A 22,687-nucleotide genomic window follows, 5' to 3' on the forward strand; every position below is an offset into this window, starting at 1 on the left:
AGTTTAACCGCAGGTGACGATGGGCTGCGGGTCATAAACCGTGGTGGTGGTCTCCCGGGAGATTTCCTTGCCGGAGAGGTCCTTGATAACGCGGGTATCGGACGTCGTGAAGCCCGGCGCGCCAGACGACGGCGAGCAGTCCTCGCTCACCGACTTGCGCTGCGGCTCGGTCTTGGCCCAGCGGCCGTTGTTGATGGACTCAACCTCAACAGTCTTCACGCCCTTGAAGCGCACGGTGATGTCGCTGCCGAAGCTGGTTTCGATGCGCACCGGGTGGTTCGAGGTGTTCTTGAACTGCAGGTCAATCGCGCCTTCGTACACGGTGGCCTCGCGGCCGGCCGGGTAGCGCGAAATGTAATAGGAGTGCGGGGTATGCGCCACATCCTCCATGCCGGCGAAGTACGCGGCGTTGTAGAGCGTGGTGGCGAACTGGGAGATGCCACCGCCCACGGCCTTGCCCGCGTGGCCGTCGATGATGATGCCGGATTCCACGTAGCCCTGCGCAGTGCCGCGCGGGCCGGTGTAGCCGTTGAGGGAGAAAGTCTCGCCTGGGTTGACCACGGCACCGTTGACCTGCTGGGCCACCAGCCGGATGTTAGTGCCGGAGGCCCCAGAAAAGCCACCGGTGGAGAACTCGGACACGGTGTCATCGAAGGTGGCCTTCTCCGCCATCTCGGTGGTGAAATCCGCGGGGTCCGGCTTGTAGTCGGCATCCCACTCGCGGTCATCTTCGCTGCTCACGCGGTCTTCGAAACCATCGAGGGTCTTGTCCCAATCGATGATGGAGCCATCCACCGAGGGCGTAATCTGCTTGTCGTTGCCGCTGAAGGAAATCTTGGCGTTGGTGCCGGGCACCTCGGAGCCTTGCATGCGCTCTTGGAAGAGCTCGCGCGCGCGGTCTTTATCTACCTTGAGGCGCAGCTCGCCTTCCTCGGCAGCGATGGAGACGAACTGGGAAATCTCCGGCTTGCGCAGGGTTCCGGCGGTGTTGTTCTCGCCTTTCAGAGTGAGCGGATTATCCAGCGCGCGGGCGGCATCACCGGTGCGCATAGCCTCAATCGCCGCGGCGTTAATTTGTGGTTCCACCACCATGGGCGTGACCTCCACACCGTCGGGGTCGAGCCAGTGCTTCTCGACGTCCCCCCTCAACGCCTCCTTCTCCACCGCCTGGCCGAGTACGGGTTTGGTCTCTTTGAGGGAGCCGTCGACAAGCTCGAGGTTTCCGTCCTCCGGCTCGATCGCGAGCTCTTCGCCTACGCGATCCAGCGCGCCGTCGAGCTGGGCATCGTCGACATCGACGGCGACTGGGATTTCCTCGGTAGGTTTAATGAAGCTGTAGAGGCGGGCAAAGGGATTGAGCGAGGCATCCGGGATGCCGTCGACAGCCTTCTGGTAGTTCAGGCTCAGCCCCGAATCCTGCGGGATGAGCTCGGAGGTTTTCTCGCCTGCGCGCACGATGACGGGCCGGGTGGCCACGTCACCGAGTTCACCTTCCAGTTTCTCTACCGCGGCGGTGCGCTCCATGCGGGAGATGTCAACGCCGCCTACCGACGTCGCACGCGGCACCTTGTGCTGGTTCGCCATGACATCCCAGGCGTAGGCGATGCCGGCGATGAGCACGAGGCCGACGAGCACGCCGAGGGTGACCTTGAGTCCCCGGCGGTTGCGGTCGCGTCGGTATTGGCTGTGTCCGATTGCCTTTTTCACGTGTACGAGATTAACGTCTGCCAGCTAGTTTTTCCTAGTCGGTATCCTGCTGGGCCACTACTTCCGCCGCCGCATCAATCACCGCGTCAATGTCGTCATCGGTGGACCACAGCGGCATGTCAGCACCTGCGGCGAGGGCGGCGGCCACGGCTTCCGACACGCTGAAGTTCTCCGAAATGGAGGCCATTCCTCCCAGGTCATCGGTATAAATAGTGCCGTGAAAGCCCAGCTCTTCGCGAGCCAGCTGGTAGGCGCGCGGGTTCAGGGAAGCAGGTTCTTCACCCAGGCCGGGGACCACGAGGTGGCCCATCATGAGTGCTGCCTCCGGCGCTTGCGGAAGAGCTGTGTGAAAGGGCACGAACTCGTGGCCGGAGAGTTCCTCCAGCGGCGGAGTAACGGCCTCGCCTAAGTGTGTATCCCCGGAGGCGCGCCCATGTCCGGGGAAGTGTTTGAACACGGCCTTGATACCTGCTGCCTGCAGCCCGCGGGCAAAGGCCGCGCCATAGTCGCCGGCGGCCTCTGGGTCGGTAGAGAAGGCGCGGTCGCCGACAACCTCCAGGCCGCCCCCATCCACGTCGAGCACCGGGGCAAAGTCCACCGTGACTCCATGCGCGCGGAGGCTGTGTCCAATCTCGGTGGCCATCTGCTCCACCTCTTCTGGGGTATGACCCTCCGCCATGGCCTGCGGCGAGGGATAGTCACCCAAAATCTCAGAGAAGCGCTGGACGCGGCCGCCCTCGAAATCGATGGACACCTCGAAGTCGCGGCCCACCTCGTCGCGCAGGGCGTTGATTCCCCGCGGACCATCGCTGAGTAGTTCCGGGTCGGCCCAGCTCGGGATGAACAGCCCGCCAACACCCGCGTCCAGCTTCGCCCGGGCATCCTCATAGTTCAGTGCCGGCGGCATGAGCTTTGCTGCCGCACGAGCCCGCACGTCCTCGGGCGCCTCGGCCTCGGTTGTCTCAGCCTCGCTGGTCTCGTCCGCAGCGTTTGAGGCGGCGGACGAAGTTGGGGTGGGCGTTGTAGGGACGTCGGAAAGCACAGGCTCCGAACCGCACGCACTGAGGACGCACGCGGTACTCAACAGGAGGGCGGAAGTTGCTTTTCTCATACCCACCAGTCTGCCTGAAGGCACCGCGCGGACAACACCCGGTTGTTAGGATGGTCACATGAGCAACGGAGAGACCCTGCTAATCGCCTACGACGGCTCCGACCGCGCCGACCGCGCCCTCGAATACGCCGCACACCTGCTGCGCCCAACCGACGTCGAAATCCTCACCGCGTGGGAAACCTCCGCGCGCCAGGCCGCACGCGCCGTCAGCCGCACCGGCCTGCACCAGTCCACGATCTCGCCGGACAGCGTGGAGGAGGACCCTGCTTATGAGGAAGCAGTGGCGATTTGCCGCCGGGGAATCGCCAAGGCGGAATCCCTGGGCCTGCGCGGACATGCCCACCTGGTGGAGTCGGTGACGTCGATTCAGAGCGCGATTGTCGACGCCGCCCAGGAACTCAACGTCGACGTCATCGTCACCGGCACCCGCGCGCTGACCGGCTTCCGCTCGCTGTGGACGAACTCAACTGCGGAGTACATCGTGCGCAATGCGGGCTTGCCAGTCTTTATCGTGCCGCCGGAGAACGACGACGAGGACGAGGACTGCTAGAATCTGGCGCCATGGCATTCGATAGCGACTCCCTCAACAAGCGCACCCTGGGCCCAGCCCTGGGCAGTGCTGTCGTTGGCGTGGCGTTGGGAGTCGTCACCATCCTGGGTATTGCCCAGTTCTCGCAGGCAGACGCCGTGCCGAGCGATAACTCTGTCAAGGCCTCCGACGCCGTGATGGGCGGACCGGAGTACGGCTCGCGCGAGTAAGCGTGCGCGCACGCAGCGGGGGGCTTTTCTTTCTAGCCCTCGTGGTCTTGGTGCAGCCGTGGGGGCTGACTGCTGCCGACACCAAACATGATCTGGTGGCCAACCCGGCGGGCTTCTTGCGCGGTGCGCTGCATGCTTATACCGATACTTTCACGCTGGGCCAGCTGCAGAACCAGGCTTATGGCTACCTCTTCCCGCAGGGCTTGTTCTTCCTGCTGGCGGACCCGCTGCCGGATTGGATAGCGCAGCGAGCGTGGTGGTTTGTGGTCTTGGCCGTGGGCTTTCTGGGTTTCTTCCGCCTAGTCCGCGCAGTACTTCCTGCCGCGCCGGATTATGCCGCGCTGGCGGGCGGAGTGCTCTTTGCGCTCTCGCCGCGCACGCTGACGACGTTAGGCGCGATTTCCTCGGAGACCTGGCCGGTCATGCTGGCACCCTGGGTACTGCTGCCCTTCCTGCGGCCGGGCCGGCTTTGCTGGCGGGATGCAGCACCTTCGGTGGTGGCGGTGGCGTGCATGGGCGCAGTCAACGCCACGGCCACTCTCGCCGCGTGCCTGCCGGCGGGTTTGCTCCTCTTGTGGCGGCGCGCGGGCAAAACCGGTCTTGCCTGGCTGGCCGGCTGCGCCGCGGTGTCCGCGTGGTGGATTATCCCGCTGCTCATCCTGGGCCGCTATGCCCCGCCTTTTACCGAGTTCATCGAGTCCGCTCACGTGACCACGCGCTGGCTCAACCTGGCGGAAATCCTGCGCGGCACCACCAGTTGGGCGCCCTTTGTGGATACCGAGCGCGTCGCCGGCAATGAGCTAGCCACCGAGCCGGTCTTCGTGCTTGTCACCGTGGCGGTTGCCGCCCTGGGTCTTGTGGGGTTGTCCCGCCTGCCGCGCGTGTGGAGTTTCATGCTGCTGGTGGGCGTGGCCGTACTCGGCACGCATGCCGCGTGGTACCTCGATGCGCTCGACGGCCCCTTGGCCGCGCTGCGCAACGTGCATAAATTCGATCCCCTGGTACGCATCCCGCTGGTGCTCGGCGTGGCCTCGCTGGTGGCGCGGGTGGAGTTGCCGCGGACGTTGAGCTTGGGGCGTCGTCAAGCAGCGGGCCTTCTGGTGTGCCTCGTGGTGATGGGTGCGACCGCTCCCGCGTGGGCTGGCCGGCTGCTGCCCAAGGGCGCGTACGAGGAGGTCCCGGCCTATTGGCACAAGGCCGCCTCCTTCATGAATAGTCTGGACACACGCGTGCTCATCTACCCACCAGCCTCCTTCGCCCGCCAGGACTGGGGCTGGACGCGCGATGAGCCGGCGCAGCCGCTTCTCGACGTCCCCTGGGCCGTCCGCGACGCCATCCCCCTCATCCCGCCCGAAGCCATCCGTGGCCTGGATGGTGCGATGGCGCAGATTTCCCGCGATCCCGCGTCCGCGCCTTTAGTGTTGCAGCGCCTCGGCATCGGGGCCGTCGCGGTGCGCCACGACCTCATTTCTGGTTCCTCGGCCCACATCTCGGGCGAGGTCCACACCTTCGGGGAGGTCGACGTCGTGGTTTTCGACGCAGACCTCTCCATGAACTTGGCACCTGCGGATCCGCCGCGCGTGGCGGGCGGCGGGGAATCGCTCGCACTCCTTTCCGGACCGCATGAGCTGGTCTCCTCCAACGCGGACATCGTCACCGATACGCCCACCCTGCGCGACCGCAACTACGGCACGCTCACCGGCCCGGTCTCCGCGCCACTATCCCCTGATGACCCCACCTCCGTGCGCAACCGCCTGCGCGACTATCCCTCCGCCGGCCCGCTGACCCAGGTGGTAGAACACGATGGCCGTGTCACCGCGTCGTCGTCCGCCGCGGATGCCTCTGCCTTCGGCGGGGCGAACCCGGCACGCTCTCTCACCGCGGCCGTCGACAGCGAGAACTCCACCGCCTGGTGGCCAGCGCCCGGTGATTCCGGCTGGCTGGAGCTGCACTCCGATTCCACGTGGACCTCGCCGAAGCTGCGGCTGATGACCACCGGCACGACGGAAGTGACCATCCACAACGGCGACTCCCAGGTGACTGTCACCATGGAGGCCTTCCGCGCCCGCGATATCCGCGTGCCCGGCGCGCAGGCCTCCACTATCCGCATCGAGCCGCAGCGCCGCACCGGAATTGCGGAGGCCTCCATCGTGGACCAACCCTCCCCGCGCCGCCTCGTCACCGTGCCCGATACCTCGCCGGATGCCGAACAGTTCCTCTTCCAACAGGACAACGAACACATCCTCATCCGCTCCTTCACCGCTCCGCGCGCCATGACCGTGCGGGTTGCCGGCACCAAGCCCGTGCTTATCGACGGCTCCCCCCACTCCCCCGGCTCCACCCTCAACCTCTCCGCCGGGCAGCACCTCCTGCGCACCACCGGCGACTGGGCAGCCTTAACCGATACCGCATCCGCCTTGCCCGCTCCCCTACCTGCCTCGTCTCCTGTCATATCCGGCTCCGCCTCCGACTCGGCAGCCCCATCCGGCGCGGACCCGACAGCCACTTCCGGCGCGGACCATGGCTATGCCCCGCTCGCTGCTGGTTCCCCCATCGAGCCGGCCGACCACGACCGCCTCCTTGTCACCGGCCGCGCCTTCAACGAGGGCCTGCGCGGCGAGCTCCGCTCCCCCAACACAGCTGCGGTCTCGACGCCAGGTTCGGCACAAGATTCAGCGCCAGCCTCCAGCTCGGCACCGCTAGCCCTCGAGCCGCGCTCCATCGATGCCGACACTCAGGCCTTCCTCATCCCCGCCGGCGCTAGCGGCACCTTCCACATGTCTTTTGGTGCTGACCGCGCCTACCGCGTGGGCCTCGGCCTCGGCGGCGCGCTCGCCGCGCTGACCACCGCGCTGTGCCTGCTCGTCATGGCCCGCGGCCCTTCCCCTGCCACATCCGCGTCTTACACAGCGCACGACTCGACCAGCCCGGCTGCCCTCCCGGCGAGCTCCACCACCTCCGTGGCTTCCCGTATGCGCTCTCCTGCCCGATCTCTCTCAGCGCGAGTACTTCTGCTCATGACCGCAACCATGGCGCTCGTCGCTGGTCTTCCCGGCCTTGTCGCCGCTGTCACGGCGTGGGCCATCACGCGCTGGACCACGCTGCGCTCGGACTACCTGGCGGGCGCGCTCACCTTGGCCGCTGGCGCGATGCTCGCCCGCGCGCCCTGGCCCACGGAAGGCTACGCCGGTGACTCACTGCTCGTGCAGCTGCTATGCGTCGCGGCTATCACGTGTGCCTGCCTCCCACCCCGCCGCGCATCCTAGGTATATATCCCCGCTACACATGGCTCCCCGCACAAGGCATCAACTAAAAGGCATCTTCAGGGTGAAAAACGCCTTCTGGAAGCTACAAATGGTGTTTTCAGAGAGAAAAACACCTTCTGACTGATGCCCTTTGAAAGATGCCTTCTGCGGAATCGCTATCGCTAGCCGAGCTTGCCACTGGCGGAATGAGCAGCCGAGCTAGCAGGACTATCTGCCTGGCGCGGCAGGGAACGCGGGACGACGATGCGGCCGCGGGCAAGGGAGCGAATGAGGTCGCGGCCGGGGACCTCGACAAGCACGTAGGTCGCGGCAGACAGCACGCAACTGACCACCGCCGTAAAGACCAGCACTACCGCGAAATCCCAGGCAGAACCGGAGAAGGCCGACACGCCTAAAAGCGGAAAAGCGATGGCCAGCACCGCCACGTGCCATAAAAACACGCCATAAGACCCGCGGCCCAATGCGCGCATCCACTCGGAGGAAAGCCAGCTCTCACGGGGCGCCAGCGCTACCGGCACCACAATGCAGGCCCCGCACACGGCGCCCACCGCGATGCGGCGCGCGAACTCGCCAGGCTCCGGGTGGACCAATCCCTGTGGTCCGAACCACTCGCGGCTAGCCAGCCACACACACCCCGCGGCCACCGCCCAGCAGACGGGACGCACGATCCGCCCAGCGCGCACGCGCACGCCGGCCGACTCCGCCTCCGCAGCCACCATGCCTACCGCGAACCACGAGAAATACGCCGGCGGCCAAATCTGTGTATTGACATCGCCGGATTCATACCCAGCTACGAAAGGAAGAAAGCCCCAGAACAGACTCAGCCCGCCAGCACCAGCAATAAGCACCACCCGCGGGCGCGCCGAGAGCTTATCCAACATCCACACCAAAAGCGGCAACACCGCATAGAAGGCGAACTCCACGCTCAGCGACCATAATTGCGTCAGCCCAGGCACCAGCCCATCGGCGATATACAGCTGTGTGCCGGTCAGGTTGGTGAGGAGTTGCGGGAGGGTTAAGGGGGAGGCGTCGGGAAGCAAGGCGAGTACCGCCACCACGCACACCAGATACAGCGGCGCCAAGCGCGCCACGCGGGAGAGCGCATACTGCCGCGCCGTATGCGCGTGCCGCCGGCGCCACAGCAAGAACCCACTGAGCACGAAGAAGACCGCCACGCCGTAGTCCAAGCGTTCGGCCCAGGCCCAGCCGGTAGCCGTCTGGAAGGACACGTGCGTGACCACGACCGCCATTGCTGCCAGCGCACGCACGCCTTCGAGCTCAGGGAGAAAGCGCATGGCCCACTACGATACTATTTTTGCAATACATCCCTCGACCGATCGGAGCTGACGTGTTCCTTCGCTCGCGCCTAGCGCAGGTGACGATTGCCGCCGCGGTCTTCCTCATCCTCGGGTCCATCCTTCCGCCGCTGTACAACAACCAGTCGAGGCCCCTAGCCACGGACCTGGCCTTCGAGGTCCGCGCGGAACAAGACGGCGCCGCGTTGACCCGGCACACCGCAACCGCACCTGTGGACAAGGATGCGGTGGCACGCACGCAGTCCACTATGGACCTCACCGTCGAAGGCGAGACCGTCGTGCACATCACCGAGGATTCCCTGCTCAACCGCGAATCCACCTATCCGGTCGCCGGCCCGAACACGACGCAGCACATCGAGATCCCGGCTTTTGACCTGCAGGTGGACAACGAGATCGAGCGCGATGGCATGAGCTACTTCTTCCCCGCCGGCGCGGAGCAGCGCTCCTATCCCTTCTTCGATCCCCTTACGCAAAGCGCTAAGCCCATCGATTTCCTTCGCGATGAAAAGCTCGACGGCATCCCCACCTACGTCTTCCACCAGGACGTCGCGCCGGTCTCACTTCTCCAGGTCTTTGGCTTTGATGCTCACCGCGCCGGCCCCGCGGGCGATTTCTACTCGCTGGAGTCCCTGGAGCGCTACCACCTGAAGCCGGCTTCGCACGTCATCCTTGAGCCTTACTACGCGGTGAGCCGCTCGGTGTGGGTAGAGCCCACCACCGGCACCATCGTGAAGGAGGAGCAGCACCCCCGCATCTTCTGGGCCACCGACGCCACCCAGGCCCAGGCCATGGTCGACGCCGATGACACTAAGGAGCGTGCGCTTCTCGACGTCCCCCTCACCTGGTCCCCCGATACCCTCACCGAGCACCTCGACTCGGTGCGCCGGGTGATCGACACGGTGAAGGTCTTGGGCATCGTCGGCTGGCTGGGCAAGGCCATCGGCGTGGTGTTGTTGGCGGTAGCGGCCGCGATGTTCATGCGTGGCCGTAGCCAGAGCGCTTAAGGGCGTCTGCCGTGTCCTCCTCGCAGCGATCTGCTCTTCCGGCCTCCAGTTCCCGTGCGGTGAACTGGGCCCTTGGGCTCTGGGGCGGGGTGCTCGTGCTGGCGGTGTGCTGGCCTTTTCTGCTGCCCGGCGAGTTCGAGTGGCGCGATATGGTGCTGCTTGACCGGCCAGCTTTGAGCGCCTCTGCCTTCGGCGCCGGCGACCTGCCTGCGCGCAATGCCCCGCAAGATGGCGTGCTCGCTCTTCTCGGCGGTGCGTGGCTGGCTCGGGTTTTCATCCTTGCTGCTGCGAGTGCCTCGGCGTGGGTAGCGTGCCGGTGGTCACGCGCATCTAGCCCGTGGGCAGCGGCCGCGGCGATGGCGTGTGCCGTGGCCAACCCCTTCGTCATTGAGCGCCTCCTGCAGGGGCAGTGGTCGCTGGCGGTGGCAGCGTGGCTGGCGCCGGTGATCGCATGGGGTTGTCTTCGTGGTCACCCACGCGTGGCGTGGCTGGCGTTGTGGGCTGCGTCCTTGACGCCCACCGGCGGGCTCTTCGGGGGACTCATCGCGGTTCTCTGTGAGCGCGAAGGGCGAAGAAGGTGGCTTTTTGCGGGCGGCTCGGTGTTGTTGTGGCTGCCGTGGTTGGTTCCAAGCCTCGTGGCTGGACATCCAGGCGCCTTTGGGGACCCCGCCGCCCAGGCCGCGGCCTTCGCCCCGCGCGCGGAGGCCTACGTGGGCACGGTCGGTTCGCTCCTCGGCTTCGGAGGCATCTGGAATGCCGCGGCCGTTCCGGCCTCCCGCGAGCACGGCTTCGCCGTGGCGGGACTAGCGGTCGCCGCCCTCGCCGTCTTGGGCGCCACTCGCCTTCCTCGGCGCGAGCTGCGCCCCCTCGCAGTTTTGGCAGTTGCCGGCATGGGCCTAGCCATCCTCGGAGCACTGGCGCCGAGCCTTACCGCCTTCGCCGTCGAGCACATCCCCGGCGCAGGCCTGGTGCGTGATTCCTCCAAGCTCACCCTCCTCGCCCTGCCGCTGGCCGTCGTCGGCATCGGGGCTTTGCGCCAGCTTCCGGCAGCACTCGCCCTGTGTGCCTGCCTGCTCCAGGCCCCCGATGCGCCGCGGGAGCTCTCCGTGTTGAAGCCACGTGAAACAGGCATCGACCGCCAGCTCGTCGAGGAACTCGACGGGCGGCTCACCTTCTTCGCCGACCGCCCAGCCATGGTGCCAGTCGACGGCGGCGTTGCCCTCGACCCCTACTCCAAGGCGGCGAACAAGCTCGATTCCGGCGAGCTCACCGTCGACGGCGTGACCGTGGATGAGCCATCTCCGCGCTACCTGGCCGCTGCCGAGGCCTGGACCACGCGCGAACTCGGCCGGCTGGAGGAGCTCGGCGTGGGCGCAGTCGTCGAGGACGGCCGCATCGTTGCCACCACGAACGCCCAACCGGCACCCGTACCGTGGGCGCTTAGCGCCGCCTGGTGCGCACTTCCGCTTCTAGGAGCTCTTCGAAGCGCGCGCCGGTCTTCTCCCAGGAAAAAGTAGCCGCCAATTCGCGGGCAGCCTGGCCGAGACGGGTGCGGAGAAGGGGGTCGTCGACAAGCATGCGCACCGCCTGCACGAACTCCGCCTCGCGCTGCACCAGCACGCCCGTCTTGCCATCGATAACACTATCTTGCAGGCCAAATGCATAACCCACCGTGGGAACCCCATGTTGGGCTGCCTCCATGACTGCCAACCCCCAGCCCTCTTTGCGAGACGGCATGAGGTGGACGTCGGCACGCGCGAGCAGCGCATGTTTATAGTCCTCGGTGACCTGACCACGGAAGCGCACGCGATCCTCCACACCATGGGCGCGCGCGTACTCGCGCAGGTGAGATTCCCACCAGCCGGAACCGATGACGTCGAGAAGCGCGCCCGGAATCCTAGCCACGGTGTCCATGGCATGCTCAATCTGCTTGTGCGGCACCAGGCGGGACAGCGTCACCAGGTGGATATCGGCCTCGCGCTCCAAGGTGGGCACGTGCTCCGGCAGAGGGTCAAGGCCGTTCTCAATGATGCGCGCACCGTGGATCCCTAGCTTCTCCAAGTCGCGCTTCGAGGCCTCCGAGACCGTCACCCATGTGTTGTGGCGGTAGAGCGCGGGGACTACGCGGGATTCCAGGAACCAGCCCAGCCGCGCCAGGAAGGGGCCGGCCACCGGCCACTGCTCGCGGTGGCAGTGGTGCGTCAGGATGACGACGGGCGCGCGGGTGGCCAGGCGCGCGAAAAAGGGGATGCCGTTGTGGGTATCCACCACGACATCAAAGCCGCGCATACCGGGCGCGCCGAACAACATCGCCAACAACGCACGCGGATACACGCTGAACTTGGCGCCGGCGCGCGAATAGAGCACGCCGTTGCGGCGCTCGCGCTTAGCGGCGTTCATGTGGCGCGCAGTACGGAAGACCACCTCGTGGCCTTGGGCAGCTAGGTACTCGCCGACGCGCTCGAGGTAGCGCTCGGAACCGCCACCTTGCGGGTGGGTAGAATCGCGCCAACACAGTAGAAGGATTTTCATGTCGAGGAACTAGCCTAGTGGGTTATGAAACGCACCCGTAGCTTGGCCACCCTGCGCCGCTCCTGGCGGCTGCTGCGCTCCTTCCGCTTTGAACAGACAGCGCCCGCCATCTTTTATGGCGGTTTGGCTGAGGACACCGCTGCGCTTATCGACGCCCTCTGCCACGACCACTCCCTCTCTCTCACCGGCGCGCGCGTGCTCGACGTCGGGGGCGGGCCCGGCTATTTCGCTTCCGCCTTTGCCCAGCGCGGGGCCAGCTATGTCGGGCTGGAGCCCGACGTGGGCGAGATGTCCGCCGCCGGCATCGAAGTGGCCCAAGCCGTACGCGGCGACGGCACGCGCCTGCCCTTCGCGGATAACACCTTCGACATCACGTACTCCTCCAACGTGGCCGAGCACATCCCCAACCCGTGGGTGATGGGGGAGGAAATGCTGCGCGTAACCAAGCCCGGCGGGCTGGTGGTCTTGAGCTACACGGTGTGGCTGGGGCCTTTTGGCGGACACGAGACCGGCCTGTGGGAGCACTACGTGGGCGGCGCTTTTGCCCGCGACCGCTATACCCGCCGCCACGGCCACCCGCCGAAGAACGTCTTCGGTACCTCGCTCTTTGCGCTTTCCGCACGCGAAGGTCTGGACTGGGCGCGACGTGTGGCGTCGCAAGGCTCGCAGCTCCTCGCAGCTTTCCCGCGCTATCACCCGTGGTGGGGGTGGTGGGTGATTAAGGTGCCGGTGCTGCGCGAGTTCCTCACCTCTAACCTGGTCCTCGTCCTGCGCGCCTAAATTCCTCAGCCACAATGAGCACTCAGATCAAACGTGGAATCACACTGCTGCCGTACTCGGTCATCGTGCGTTACCACAATCACCGCTGCGCCCGCCTGAGCCTGCTCCTGAAGAAGTGCCATGACGCGATCCGCATTCCTGGTGTCAAGGGCGGCAGTGGGTTCATCAGCCAGAATTAAGCGCGGCGAACGCACCAAAATTCGCGCAAAAGAAACGCGCTGCTGCTCACCACCGCTCAAGGAATAAGCCTTCTCTGCTTCTCTACCGGCAAGTCCCACTTTTTCCAGAGCATCCGCAATGATGCTCGCCTTCCGTCCCTCCGGAGTAGCTGGCGGTAATGCAACGGCCACGTTGTCCGCTACGGAGTCGACATCGACTAAGGCAAAGTCTTGGAAGAGATAGCCAATCTCAGTCCGCCGCAGCTTTCGTGCCTGCCGTTCCTTCATGTTCATCACGTCGTGTCCCAGTACTCTCATGCTTCCGCCGCTGAACGAATCCAAGAGCCCTAGGCAATTCAGCAAGGTAGTCTTGCCGCAACCTGACGGGCCAGAAATAGCCACCATCTGCCCTGCAGTAATGTCAGCGTTGACCCCGGACCATAAGGTACGCTGCCCTATCGAATACTGCCCATCCCTGATGTTGATAACTTCTTCGTTCACTTTCCTACCTCTTCACCATCGACCGAGAGACCCACACCATAGTCAGCGCCGATACGACGGCGACCAGAACTGAAAGGCCCACGCCACCGGCTACAGCCTCGGGCGTAACTCTAAGTTGGGCGACAACTTCGGGCATCGTCTTCATCTGCTCGAGCCCACGTGCCTGCTCGCCTTTGAACCACATATATACAGCGGTAATAAAGCAAACGCCTGCGTCAGCGATCCAGAGGCTACGGTACGCACGGAGCATGGGTAAGCCCATAAGACGGTAGACACGCAGCCTCTGTGCACATAGCTTCCGGTACAAGAATCCAGCCATCGCTGCCATGATCAACGCAATTAACGCTGCGGAAACGGCCCCAAGCGCATAAGCAATGGCGTTAGCACGGAGAGAAGCATTCCCCTGGGCCCATCGCTGCGCGGCCGAGTTGGACTTCAAGACAAAGTTGTTGAGCTCTGGGTCTTCACGGAGCTCAGGTGGTATATCTCCCAAGAATCCGGTGCCGTCTTGAGTCATGCTGGCGACGATGGTTCTATCAGACGGCAATTGATCGTCCGGATAGATGGTCAACACCGGCCCCTTTGTGGTTACCTTTTCTCCCCAGCCGGTGTCATCAATCTGCCATGTAGCCACATCAGCGTCATCGCTATCGATAATCTTGACTGGGCACTCGTGCTCGCTGCAGTAGAAATCCGTTGGAATTGAGTTCTCTGCACTATCCACATCACGCGGGATGTACCTCGTTGGCTCCTGCGGTGGATTCTTGCGCAGTTCCTCACGTAAAGGACCTTCCACAGACCGCAATGCAGCTGTGTAATTGAAACTGAGCATATCGCGGCCGATGCCACCGAACTCTTCCGGAGTGTCTCCGGCAAACTGGGCAAATTGGAACTTCCCCGCAGCAGAACGCGCCCTCGCTAGCTCCGCCAATGCGTGAGAGGAATCGACGACTCCATCTTCATCGCGAGAGCCTGAAAGTTCTACTAGCTGCAGATCGTCGGCCTGCTTCCAAAAGTTCCCGACGTCCTTTTGGACTCCAACCTCGTGCACGTGATTGAGCGCAGGAGCAATGAGGCTAGCAGCAACGATGCAAGGAACCAGCTTCACCAAGAAGATAATCGCCGCGGTACTGCGCTGCGGTAGCTTTCCTTTTAGTCGCTCATGTAATGGCAGCCTTTTGCAGGCAAAGGTAGTGAGCACGAAGCTCACCGCAATCGTGACAAGTAGTGGCCCCAAAAACACCGCTGAGTACTTAACGATCCCTAGTGCTACGCGCGGCGAGACTAAGTTTGCACACAGCAGCAGCGCTACCGCCGCCACCGCTAGGGACCCAAGAAAGGGCTTAACATACGAGCGCCGGATTTCTCGGCCAAGGATCGAAAGGGGGGAAAGGCCCATCAACTGCCACACAGCGTAATCCCGAGTTCGCGCAATCGCGCCTGCAGCCACCACCGCGAAACAGGTAGCCAACACCAAGAAATAGATCCCTGCCAGCGCGGTATCTGTAAAGAGAAATGACCATTCGAGGTTCTTAAGATCACGATATTGTGCTCCATGCGAGTCCAAGACCTCGTGCACCGCATCCGTGAAATCTGCGTCACCTGAAAGCTGTAGTAGCTGGCGTGAGTCCTCGTCCGGTAGCTCGGTCAACGGATGAACGTGAACCGGCTTTCCGGGTTCGATCGTGTCATACCAAGAATCACCATGTTCCCCAGCTGCGTATACATCCGTGAAGTCGGGTTGTTCAATCGCTACCGCAATTCGCTCGTTCTCCGTTCCAGCAACTCCCTCGAGGGCCGCAAGAATATCAGCGCCCTGGCCGTTATCCGCTCCAACGCTGACAAAAGAGCCGGTCTCGAAAATCCCCTCGGGTTGAACCATCACCCAAGCCCAATAGCCCAAGAAAAGTGCAGAGAAAACGCCGAACGCCGCGAGAATTCGTTGGGAAAAACCCACTCCATCTTTCACGAAACGTCCCTCTCTGCACGGCCTCGGATTTGTCCGCTACGCACTATGGCATAGCTTGTTGCACCCCTCAGTCTTATTGAGTGCAAGTTTCATTATTTTTCGCTGTGAGAGCGCCCCGCACCTTGAGCCAGACAAAGTTAAACCCCAGCAACACAAAGTGTGTCACTGGGGGTTAACTAGTAAGTCGCGTTAGGAGGCAGCTTCAACGCGCTCCTTGAGCGCCTTGAACTGATCCCACACCTCAGACGGCACGCGGGAGCCCAGGAAGTGCAGGTACTCCTTGTTGTCTTCCATGTCGCCAGCCCAGTCCTCCGGGTTGACGGCAAGGGCCTCGCGGACGTCTTCGATGTCGAAGTCTAGACCGGTGAGGTCGATATCCTCCGGGCGAGCGGTGTGGCCCACGACGGTCTCGACGGCGTCGACATTGCCCTCAATGCGGTCCACAATCCACTTGAGAACACGGGAGTTCTCACCGAAGCCCGGCCACAGGAAGCGGCGGTCCTCGCCGCGGCGGAACCAGTTCACCAGGAAGATGGCCGGCATACGGTCGCCACCCTTTTCGCCCATGTCAATCCAGTGCTGCAGGTAGTCACCAGCGTTGTAGCCCATGAACGGCAGCATGGCCATCGGGTCATGGCGCAGAGCACCGACCTTGCCCTCAGCGGCAGCGGTCTGACCGGAGGAGAGCAGAGCGCCAATCATGGTGCCGTGGTTCCAGTCGAAGGCCTGGGTCACCAGCGGAACGGTATCCGCGCGGCGGCCGCCAAAGAGGATGGCGTCAATCTTGACGCCCTTCCAGTCGTCAAATTCCGGCGCGGCGGACGGGCACTGCGTAATCGGCACGCAGTAGCGGGAGTTCGGGTGCGCAGCCTTGGTGGTGGAATCCGGGGTCCAATCGTTGCCATGCCAGTCAATGAGGTGCTCTGGGGCCTCGCCCATTTCCTCCCACCAGACATCGCCGTCGTCGGTAAGCGCGACGTTCGTAAACAGCGTGTTGCCCGGCTCCATGGACTTCATGGCAATCGGGTTGGACTCGTAGTTGGTACCCGGCGCGACACCGAAGAAGCCGTTCTCCGGGTTCACGGCGTACAGGCCGTCCTCGCGCAGCTTCATCCACGCGATGTCATCGCCCACAACCTCAGCCTTCCAGCCCGGGATGGTCGGGGTAATCATGGCCAGGTTGGTCTTACCACAGGCAGACGGGAAGGCCGCGGCGATGTGGTACTTCTTGCCCTCCGGGTTGGTGAGCTTGAGGATGAGCATGTGCTCAGCCATCCAGCCTTCTTCCTTCGCCATGACAGAAGCGATGCGCAGCGCGTAGCACTTCTTCGCCAGGATGGCGTTTCCGCCGTAACCGGAGCCGTAGGACCAGATTTCCTTGGTCTCCGGGAACTGGGTGATGTACTTGGTGTCATTGCACGGCCAAGCGACGTCCTCCTGGCCCGGCTCCAGCGGGGCACCTACGGAATGCAGGGCGTGGACGAAGTTGCCGTTCTCACCGATCTTGTCCAGCGCCTGCTGGCCCATGCGGGTCATGATGCGCATAGAGAGGACGACGTAGGGCGAGTCCGTAAGCTGAACGCCCAGCTTCGGGTCCGGGTCACTAATAGGGCCCATGCAGAAAGGCACGACATACATGGTGCGGCCCTTCATGGAACCTCGGAAAGCCTCGGTCATCTCTTCCTTCATGGCTGCCGGCGGGGCCCAGTTATTGGTCGGGCCTGCGTCCTCGGCAGTCTCGGTGCAGATGAAGGTACGGGACTCCACGCGGGCGACATCCGACGGGTTCGAGCGAGCCAGGTAGGAGTTCGGGCGCTTCTCCTCGTTGAGCTTGATGAGGGTACCCTTCTCCACGAGCTCGGCAGCGAGGCGATCGGCCTCCTCCTGGGAGCCGTCAACGAACACGACCTCTTCCGGCTGGAAGAGCTCGACGCTCTCACTGATCCACGAAATGAGCTTCTCATTCTTCGTGGGCAAGTCACCTACAAGGCCTGGAATAGTTGCGGTCATTTCATATTCTCCTGTGTTCGGTGGGCCAGGGCACTTCTCAGCGTCGGTGGGGATTTTCTCCGCCATCGACGTCTCGCCTTCCAGAGTACGGACACTGGTGATACCAAGATGTGTAATGAGGGCCACCCTGGTTATATCCACCCAGCTCACGCCGACTATCCCAAGGGTATGGGACTGTGAAATACAGCACGGCGGGGAGAAACTCACCCCTGCACGGGGGTAAAAAATCCCCTATCGGCACGTACCGTACGGCCGTACCCTTACCCCCGACTCGCCCGATCGGGCATGACCGGGACCTCCTGCACGGCGCGGCACGTTGCCTCAAACCCCTGCTTAAGGGAAAGATATAAGCCGATGAATAGCGCAGACTCTTCCCAGAACCCCGCCGCCGAGATGCCCCATGGCCGCGGTCTCCAGACGGACTTCAACGCCGAGTTCAACAACGATCTGGACTACCCACGCCTCGGCAACGTCACCTTCCGCCGCGGCACCCTGACTGACAACCAGAACGCACTGTTTGAGGAACACTGGCCCAAGCTGGGGCAGATGCTTGCCGACGTCCCCCTCGACATCCCCGCCTGGTTCGGCCGCGAGGGTGCGAAGACCATCGTGGAGATCGGTTCCGGAACCGGTACCTCTACTGCTGCCATGGCGCCACTGGAAAAGGACACCAACATCATCGCCGTGGAGCTCTATAAGCCGGGCCTGGCCAAGCTGCTGGGCTCCATCGTGCGCAATGATATTGAGAACATCCGCATGGTGCGCGGCGATGGCATCGAGGTTCTTATGCGCATGTTCGCGCCCGAGTCCTTGGATGGCATCCGCATCTTCTTCCCCGACCCGTGGCCCAAGGCCCGCCACCACAAGCGCCGCATTATCCAGTCCGGCACGCTCAACTTGTTCGCCTCCCGCCTGAAACCCGGCGGCGTGCTCCACGTGGCCACCGACCACGCCGGCTACGCCGAGTGGATCAACGAGCTCGTAGAGGTCGAGCCCTCCCTGGATTACAAGGGCTGGCCCTGGCCGGAGTGCCCCATCCTCACTGACCGCCAGGTCATCACCAAGTTCGAGGGCAAAGGCCTCGATAAGGAACACGTCATTACCGAGTACCTGTGGGAGAAGAAATAATGGCCGGAACTTATCTCCTGGTGTGGGATGCGCCGAACATGGATATGGGGCTCGGTGCCATCTTGGGCGGGCGGCCCACCGCGGCTTACCGCCCGCGCTTTAATGCGATTGGGCGCTGGCTCGTGGAGCTTGCCGACGATAACGACGCGACCCCCGAGGCCGCCGTGTTTACCAACGTCAGCCCCGGCGGCGCCGACGTCATCCGCCCGTGGGTAGAAGCCATCCGCAATGTTGGCTTTGCCGTCTTTGCCAAGCCCAAGCTCTCCGAGGACGATGATGTCGACCCTGACATGATTGAGCACATCAAGGCTAACCGCGAGAACCTCTCCGGGGTCATCGTAGCCTCGGCCGATGGCCAGAACTTCCAGGATCTATTGGAACAGCTTGCGGCCTCCGGCTTGCCCACGTGCGTCCTCGGCTTCCACGAGCATGCTTCCTGGGCCGTGACCCATCCGGAGATTGAGTTCGTCGACCTCGAAGACATCGAGGGTGTCTTCCGTGAGCCGTTGCCGCGCGTTAACTTGGACAACCTGCCTCCAGGCGGCGCCTGGCTGCAGCCTTTCCGCCCGCTCTCTGCGCTGCTTCATCGCTCGCCCGAGCACAGTTAGGAGCCCGCCGTGTTTTATTCCTGGGGACGTTTCTCCTACGCGCATCGCAAGGTCATCCCGCTTATCATCGTCGGGCTCATCCTCGGCCTCTTCTTCGGCTTCGGCACGCGCCTGGAGGAGCGCATGAGTCAGGAGGGCTGGGAGGACCCGGGGGCGGCGTCGACAAGCGCTGCACAAATCGAGTTGGAGACCTTCGGCCGTGACAATTCCGGCGACGTCATCCTGCTGTTCGATGACCCCGACGCCCACGCCGCCGAGGCTAAGGCCTTCCTGGACGAGCTCCAGACCCAGTACCCGGAGCAGATTGATTCCGTCACCAGCTACTTTGATAAACGCAACCCGAACCTCATCACACAGGACCACTCCACGGCTTTCGCTGCCATCGGGTTGAAAGGTGACGGCGAGCAAACGCTCAAGGACTTCCGCGCCATCGAGGATTCCCTGCACTCCAGTGGGCTGCCCGTGCAGGTAGCGGGTGCCACCGCGGTGGCCGACGCGCTGGACGAGGGCATGGCCAAGGACATCTCCCGCGCGGAGAAGGCCGCCCTGCCGCTCGTCGGCCTGCTGCTGCTCATCGTCTTCGGTTCCGTCGTGGCGGCCTTCATGCCGCTCGTGGTGGGCGGGTTGTCCATCCTGGGCTCGCTAGGCATTCTTTCCATCCTGGCTGGCTTCCAGCAGGTCAACGTGTTTGCGCAGGCCGTGGTCACGCTGCTGGGCTTAGGTCTCGCCATCGACTACGGCCTGTTCATGGTTTCGCGCTTCCGCGAGGAGCTGGACAAGGGACGCGATACGAAAGAGGCGGTGGCGATTACCACCGCTACTGCCGGCCAAACCGTGGTTTTCTCCGCCGCCATGGTGGCCGTGTCCCTCTCCGGGCTTTTCCTCTTCCCGCAGGCCTTCCTCAAATCCGTGGCCTACGGCTCCATCTCCGCGGTGGGGCTGGCGGCACTGCTGTCGGTGACGGTGCTGCCCTCGCTCTTTGGCATGCTGGGTCCCAACATCGATAAGTGGACCGTGCGCAAGACCTCGCGCCGCGGGCGCCGCATCGAAGACACGTGGTGGTACCGGATGCCGCGCTGGGCCATGGGCCGTGCGGGGCTCATGACCACCGCCATCTGCGCGCTACTCATCGCGCTGACACTGCCGGTGCTGGGCGTGAAATTCGGCGGCATCAACGAGACCTACCTGCCGCCCAACCAGGACGCGCGCGTGGCGCAGGATCAGTTCAACGAGCAGTTCCCCTCCTTCCGCACCGAGCCGGTCAAGCTCGTGGTGAAGAATGCGACGAATGAGCAGCTTGTCGACGTCGTCATGCAAGCCCGCTCCATCCAGGGCCTCACCGAGCCGATGGGACCGAAGACCGCGACTGTCGACGGCACCACCGTCCTCGGCGCCGGCATCCAGGACCGCGAAGATTACGCACGCATCGTCCACGAACTCGAGAACATCGAGGCACCGGAGGGCGTGGAACTTTATGTCGGCGGCACCCCGGCCATGGAGGTCGAGTCCCTCGATGCGCTCTTCGATACCCTGCCCTGGATGGCCCTCTACGTGGTGCTGGCCACCTTCATCCTCATGGCGCTGGTCTTCGGCTCCTTCATCCTGCCGCTCAAGGCCATCATCATGACGCTGCTCTCCCTGGGTGCCACGCTGGGCATTTTGACGCTCATGTTCGTCGACGGTCTCGGCTCCGGCCTGCTCAACTACACCGCCGGACCGCTCATGAGCCCGATCCTGGTGCTCATCATCGCCATCGTCTTTGGTCTCTCCACGGACTACGAGGTCTTCCTGGTCTCGCGCATGGTAGAAGCCCGCCGCCGGGGCGCTTCCACGGACGAGGCCATCGCTGCTGGCACCGCGCACACCGGCGGCATCATTACGGCAGCCGCGCTCATCATGATTGTGGTGGCGGGGGCCTTTGGCTTCTCCGACATCGTCATGATGAAGTACATCGCCTTCGGCATGATTTTTGCATTGCTTATCGACGCCACCATCGTCCGCATGCTCCTCGTCCCCGCCGTCATGCACCTGCTGCGCGAAGACAACTGGTGGGCCCCGCGCTTCCTCACCCGCCTGACCCACCGCCTCGGCGGCGACAACGCTCCAGCTGCCAATCCGGCCCTGGCCACCGCATCCGCTGCCGCGTCGGCTGAACAGGACGACGCGCCCCACTCCCCCGTGACTCCGGCAGAACAGGTCGAGGAGGCGTCGGCAAGCGATGCTCCTGTACGTGGTGACCGCAGCGCCGACACGGACGAAGAACTCATCCCCTTCACCGAGCTGGTCCGCCGACTGAAATCCACGGATGATCGATGAATAAGAAGTGGCTCACCTGGATAATTTCCCTGATTATCCTGGCCGCGCTGGCGTGGTTCTTCCGCGACCAGCTGGACTTCATCTCCGAGGGTCTGCGCCGCCTGCGCCACGCCGAGCCGCTGCCGGTGGTGCTGGTGGTGTTCTTCGCGCTGCTGTCCATCGCGGGCATGGCGGAGGTAATGAAGCGGCTCATCGGCGCCGGCGGCGTCAAGGTGCCGCTACGCGAAACCTACGCCATCACGCTCGCCTCCAACGCGTGGTCCACCACCCTGCCCGCTGGTCCGGCGTTTTCTGCGGTGCTGACCTTCCAGGTGCAGCGCCGCTGGGGCGCGTCCGTGGCGCTGTGCAGCTACTTCCTGTTCTTGTCTTCGATTATCAGCTCGATGTTCCTCGCGCTCATTGGCCTGGGCGGGGTGTTTTTCCTCAACGCCGACATGGCCCTGGGTTCGCTCATCACCACGGTCGGTCTCATGCTCGCCGCCCTCGGTGGCATCTTCTGGCTGACCTCGCACCCGGTGACCCTTGAGCGCTGGCTGCGCAAACTGCGCCCCGGGTCGGCGCGAGATCGGGCCATTGAGGAGGTCCGCAATCTGGGCGAGGTCCACCTCTCACGAGGACCTTTCGCCATCGTGGCGGGGGCGTCGCTGGTGCACCGACTGGCTGATATGGGTGCACTGTGGGCATCCGTGTGGGCAGTGACCGGGGAAATCCCCTGGCTGCGTGCGGGTGCTGATGACACCACCATTGCTGGCGTAGCCTTAGCCTTCCTCGCCGCGAAGCTGGCCGGTTCCGCGCAAGTCACCCCGGGCGGTGTGGGCACGGTGGAGGCCGCCCTCATCACCCCGCTGGTGGCCACGGGCCTGACCGTGGTGCACGCCACCTCCGCGGCCATCATCTACCGGCTTATTTCCTTTGCGCTCATCACTATCATTGGATGGGTCATCTACTTCGCCCACTACGCCCGCGATGGCTTCTCTTACGCGGCGTTGAATCGGAAGGAATCCTAAATGCGTGTTGCCCCGCTTATCGACGTCCTCGCTCTCGCCCTCTTCGCCATCCTCGCCCGCCTAGCGCATGGCGGTTTGAGCTTCAGCTCCTGGCTTGATGCCTTCTGGCCGTGGACGGTGGGCGCGCTCGTGGGTTGGGTCATCATCATGACCGCGAAGTTAGGCGGCCTGTGGAAGCAGGGCGCTGTGGTGTGGGTTAGCGCCATTGTTGGCGGCATGGCCCTGTGGATGCTGGTCAACGGGCGCCTGCCGCACTGGTCCTTCCTCATCGTGGCCACGGTCATGTCCGCCCTGTTGCTCTTTGGCTGGCGCGCCATCGCTGCTTTTACCTCCCGCTCCCGCGCTTAGTATCCGGCTTCGCCATTTCCTCTAGCCTGTTTTCTTCCCTTCACAAGACGCGCTCACGTGTTAGGGAGGCACCCGCCAGCCAGGCTTGCCACGCTTACAACCAACCATAGCCACCCCCTTTGAGCTGGGAGTTTGCCGTTCCAGTTGCGGGGTAGGTGGAGCGGGTT

18 protein-coding genes are annotated in these 22,687 nt (G+C 63.8%); 11 read left to right on the forward strand and 7 right to left on the reverse strand.

The features are described from left to right. Positions 1-3 precede the first annotated feature (3 nt). On the reverse strand, positions 4-1,707 hold the full coding sequence (locus tag NX84_RS00250) for a VanW family protein (RefSeq protein WP_370664349.1): 1,704 nt from the start codon (positions 1,705-1,707) through the stop codon (positions 4-6). Between the two features lie 34 nt (positions 1,708-1,741). Then, a complete protein-coding gene (locus tag NX84_RS00255) occupies positions 1,742-2,818 on the reverse strand; it encodes a glycoside hydrolase family 3 N-terminal domain-containing protein (protein WP_039672546.1) in 1,077 nt (358 codons plus the stop codon). A 58-nt stretch (positions 2,819-2,876) separates the two neighbouring features. On the opposite strand from NX84_RS00255, the gene NX84_RS00260 reads away from it, so the two are divergent. From NX84_RS00260 to NX84_RS00270, 3 genes are read left to right on the forward strand one after another with little or no spacing between them, the layout of a single operon-like run. Then, on the forward strand, positions 2,877-3,368 hold the full coding sequence (locus tag NX84_RS00260; RefSeq protein ID WP_039672547.1) for a universal stress protein: 492 nt from the start codon (positions 2,877-2,879) through the stop codon (positions 3,366-3,368). Between the two features lie 11 nt (positions 3,369-3,379). After that, positions 3,380-3,577 carry a DUF2613 domain-containing protein gene (locus NX84_RS00265; protein ID WP_039672548.1) on the forward strand — a complete coding sequence of 66 codons (198 nt, stop codon included), beginning with the start codon at positions 3,380-3,382 and terminating at the stop codon, positions 3,575-3,577. Positions 3,578-3,579: 2 nt separating this feature from the next. Beyond that, positions 3,580-6,843 carry an alpha-(1->3)-arabinofuranosyltransferase domain-containing protein gene (locus NX84_RS00270; protein WP_039672549.1) on the forward strand — a complete coding sequence of 1,088 codons (3,264 nt, stop codon included), beginning with the start codon at positions 3,580-3,582 and terminating at the stop codon, positions 6,841-6,843. Between the two features lie 161 nt (positions 6,844-7,004). Here NX84_RS00270 and NX84_RS00275 read toward each other — a convergent pair whose 3' ends face one another. Beyond that, on the reverse strand, positions 7,005-8,138 hold the full coding sequence (locus NX84_RS00275) for an acyltransferase family protein (RefSeq protein WP_111689373.1): 1,134 nt from the start codon (positions 8,136-8,138) through the stop codon (positions 7,005-7,007). A 53-nt stretch (positions 8,139-8,191) separates the two neighbouring features. Between NX84_RS00275 and NX84_RS00280 the strand changes: the two genes are divergently transcribed. Beyond that, on the forward strand, positions 8,192-9,163 hold the full coding sequence (locus NX84_RS00280; RefSeq protein WP_039672551.1) for a PorA family protein: 972 nt from the start codon (positions 8,192-8,194) through the stop codon (positions 9,161-9,163). Between the two features lie 11 nt (positions 9,164-9,174). Next, positions 9,175-10,680 carry an MmpA family trehalose lipid delivery protein gene (locus NX84_RS00285; RefSeq protein WP_039672553.1) on the forward strand — a complete coding sequence of 502 codons (1,506 nt, stop codon included), beginning with the start codon at positions 9,175-9,177 and terminating at the stop codon, positions 10,678-10,680. On the opposite strand, the gene NX84_RS00290 is transcribed toward NX84_RS00285, so the two are convergent. Continuing rightward, positions 10,604-11,695 (reverse strand): glycosyltransferase family 4 protein, encoded by a 1,092-nt coding sequence (locus NX84_RS00290; protein ID WP_039672555.1) that lies wholly within the window; start codon positions 11,693-11,695, stop codon positions 10,604-10,606. The genes NX84_RS00285 and NX84_RS00290 overlap by 77 nt on opposite strands. A gap of 24 nt (positions 11,696-11,719) precedes the next feature. On the opposite strand from NX84_RS00290, the gene NX84_RS00295 reads away from it, so the two are divergent. Beyond that, entirely contained in the window at positions 11,720-12,475 is a 756-nt protein-coding gene (locus NX84_RS00295; RefSeq protein WP_039672557.1) for a class I SAM-dependent methyltransferase, read from the forward strand. Positions 12,476-12,480: 5 nt separating this feature from the next. Here NX84_RS00295 and NX84_RS00300 read toward each other — a convergent pair whose 3' ends face one another. The 3 genes from NX84_RS00300 to NX84_RS00310 form a co-directional block, all read right to left on the reverse strand. After that, complete coding sequence (locus NX84_RS00300; RefSeq protein ID WP_052319594.1) at positions 12,481-13,134, reverse strand: ABC transporter ATP-binding protein; 654 nt, start codon at positions 13,132-13,134, stop codon at positions 12,481-12,483. A 4-nt stretch (positions 13,135-13,138) separates the two neighbouring features. Next, positions 13,139-15,103, reverse strand: a complete 1,965-nt coding sequence (locus NX84_RS00305; protein ID WP_126297586.1) for a hypothetical protein — start codon at positions 15,101-15,103, stop codon at positions 13,139-13,141. 189 nt (positions 15,104-15,292) lie between these two features. Next, a complete protein-coding gene (locus NX84_RS00310) occupies positions 15,293-17,113 on the reverse strand; it encodes a phosphoenolpyruvate carboxykinase (GTP) (RefSeq protein WP_039672679.1) in 1,821 nt (606 codons plus the stop codon). Between the two features lie 354 nt (positions 17,114-17,467). Between NX84_RS00310 and trmB the strand changes: the two genes are divergently transcribed. Genes trmB through NX84_RS00335 form a run of 5 tightly spaced genes read left to right on the forward strand, consistent with a single transcriptional unit; the run spans position 17,468 to position 22,520 of the window. Continuing rightward, on the forward strand, positions 17,468-18,241 hold the full coding sequence (trmB, locus tag NX84_RS00315) for a tRNA (guanosine(46)-N7)-methyltransferase TrmB (protein WP_039672561.1): 774 nt from the start codon (positions 17,468-17,470) through the stop codon (positions 18,239-18,241). Continuing rightward, complete coding sequence (locus NX84_RS00320; protein ID WP_039672563.1) at positions 18,241-18,849, forward strand: NYN domain-containing protein; 609 nt, start codon at positions 18,241-18,243, stop codon at positions 18,847-18,849. Before trmB ends, NX84_RS00320 begins: the two co-directional genes overlap by 1 nt. Positions 18,850-18,858: 9 nt before the next feature. After that, complete coding sequence (locus NX84_RS00325) at positions 18,859-21,165, forward strand: MMPL family transporter (protein WP_039672564.1); 2,307 nt, start codon at positions 18,859-18,861, stop codon at positions 21,163-21,165. Next, positions 21,162-22,172 (forward strand): lysylphosphatidylglycerol synthase transmembrane domain-containing protein, encoded by a 1,011-nt coding sequence (locus NX84_RS00330; RefSeq protein ID WP_039672565.1) that lies wholly within the window; start codon positions 21,162-21,164, stop codon positions 22,170-22,172. Before NX84_RS00325 ends, NX84_RS00330 begins: the two co-directional genes overlap by 4 nt. Further along, positions 22,173-22,520 carry a DUF3054 domain-containing protein gene (locus tag NX84_RS00335; protein WP_039672566.1) on the forward strand — a complete coding sequence of 116 codons (348 nt, stop codon included), beginning with the start codon at positions 22,173-22,175 and terminating at the stop codon, positions 22,518-22,520. Positions 22,521-22,687: the final 167 nt, after the last annotated feature.

The sequence above is a fragment of the Corynebacterium minutissimum genome (assembly GCF_000805675.1).
Classification (GTDB): Bacteria; Actinomycetota; Actinomycetes; order Mycobacteriales; family Mycobacteriaceae; genus Corynebacterium; species Corynebacterium minutissimum.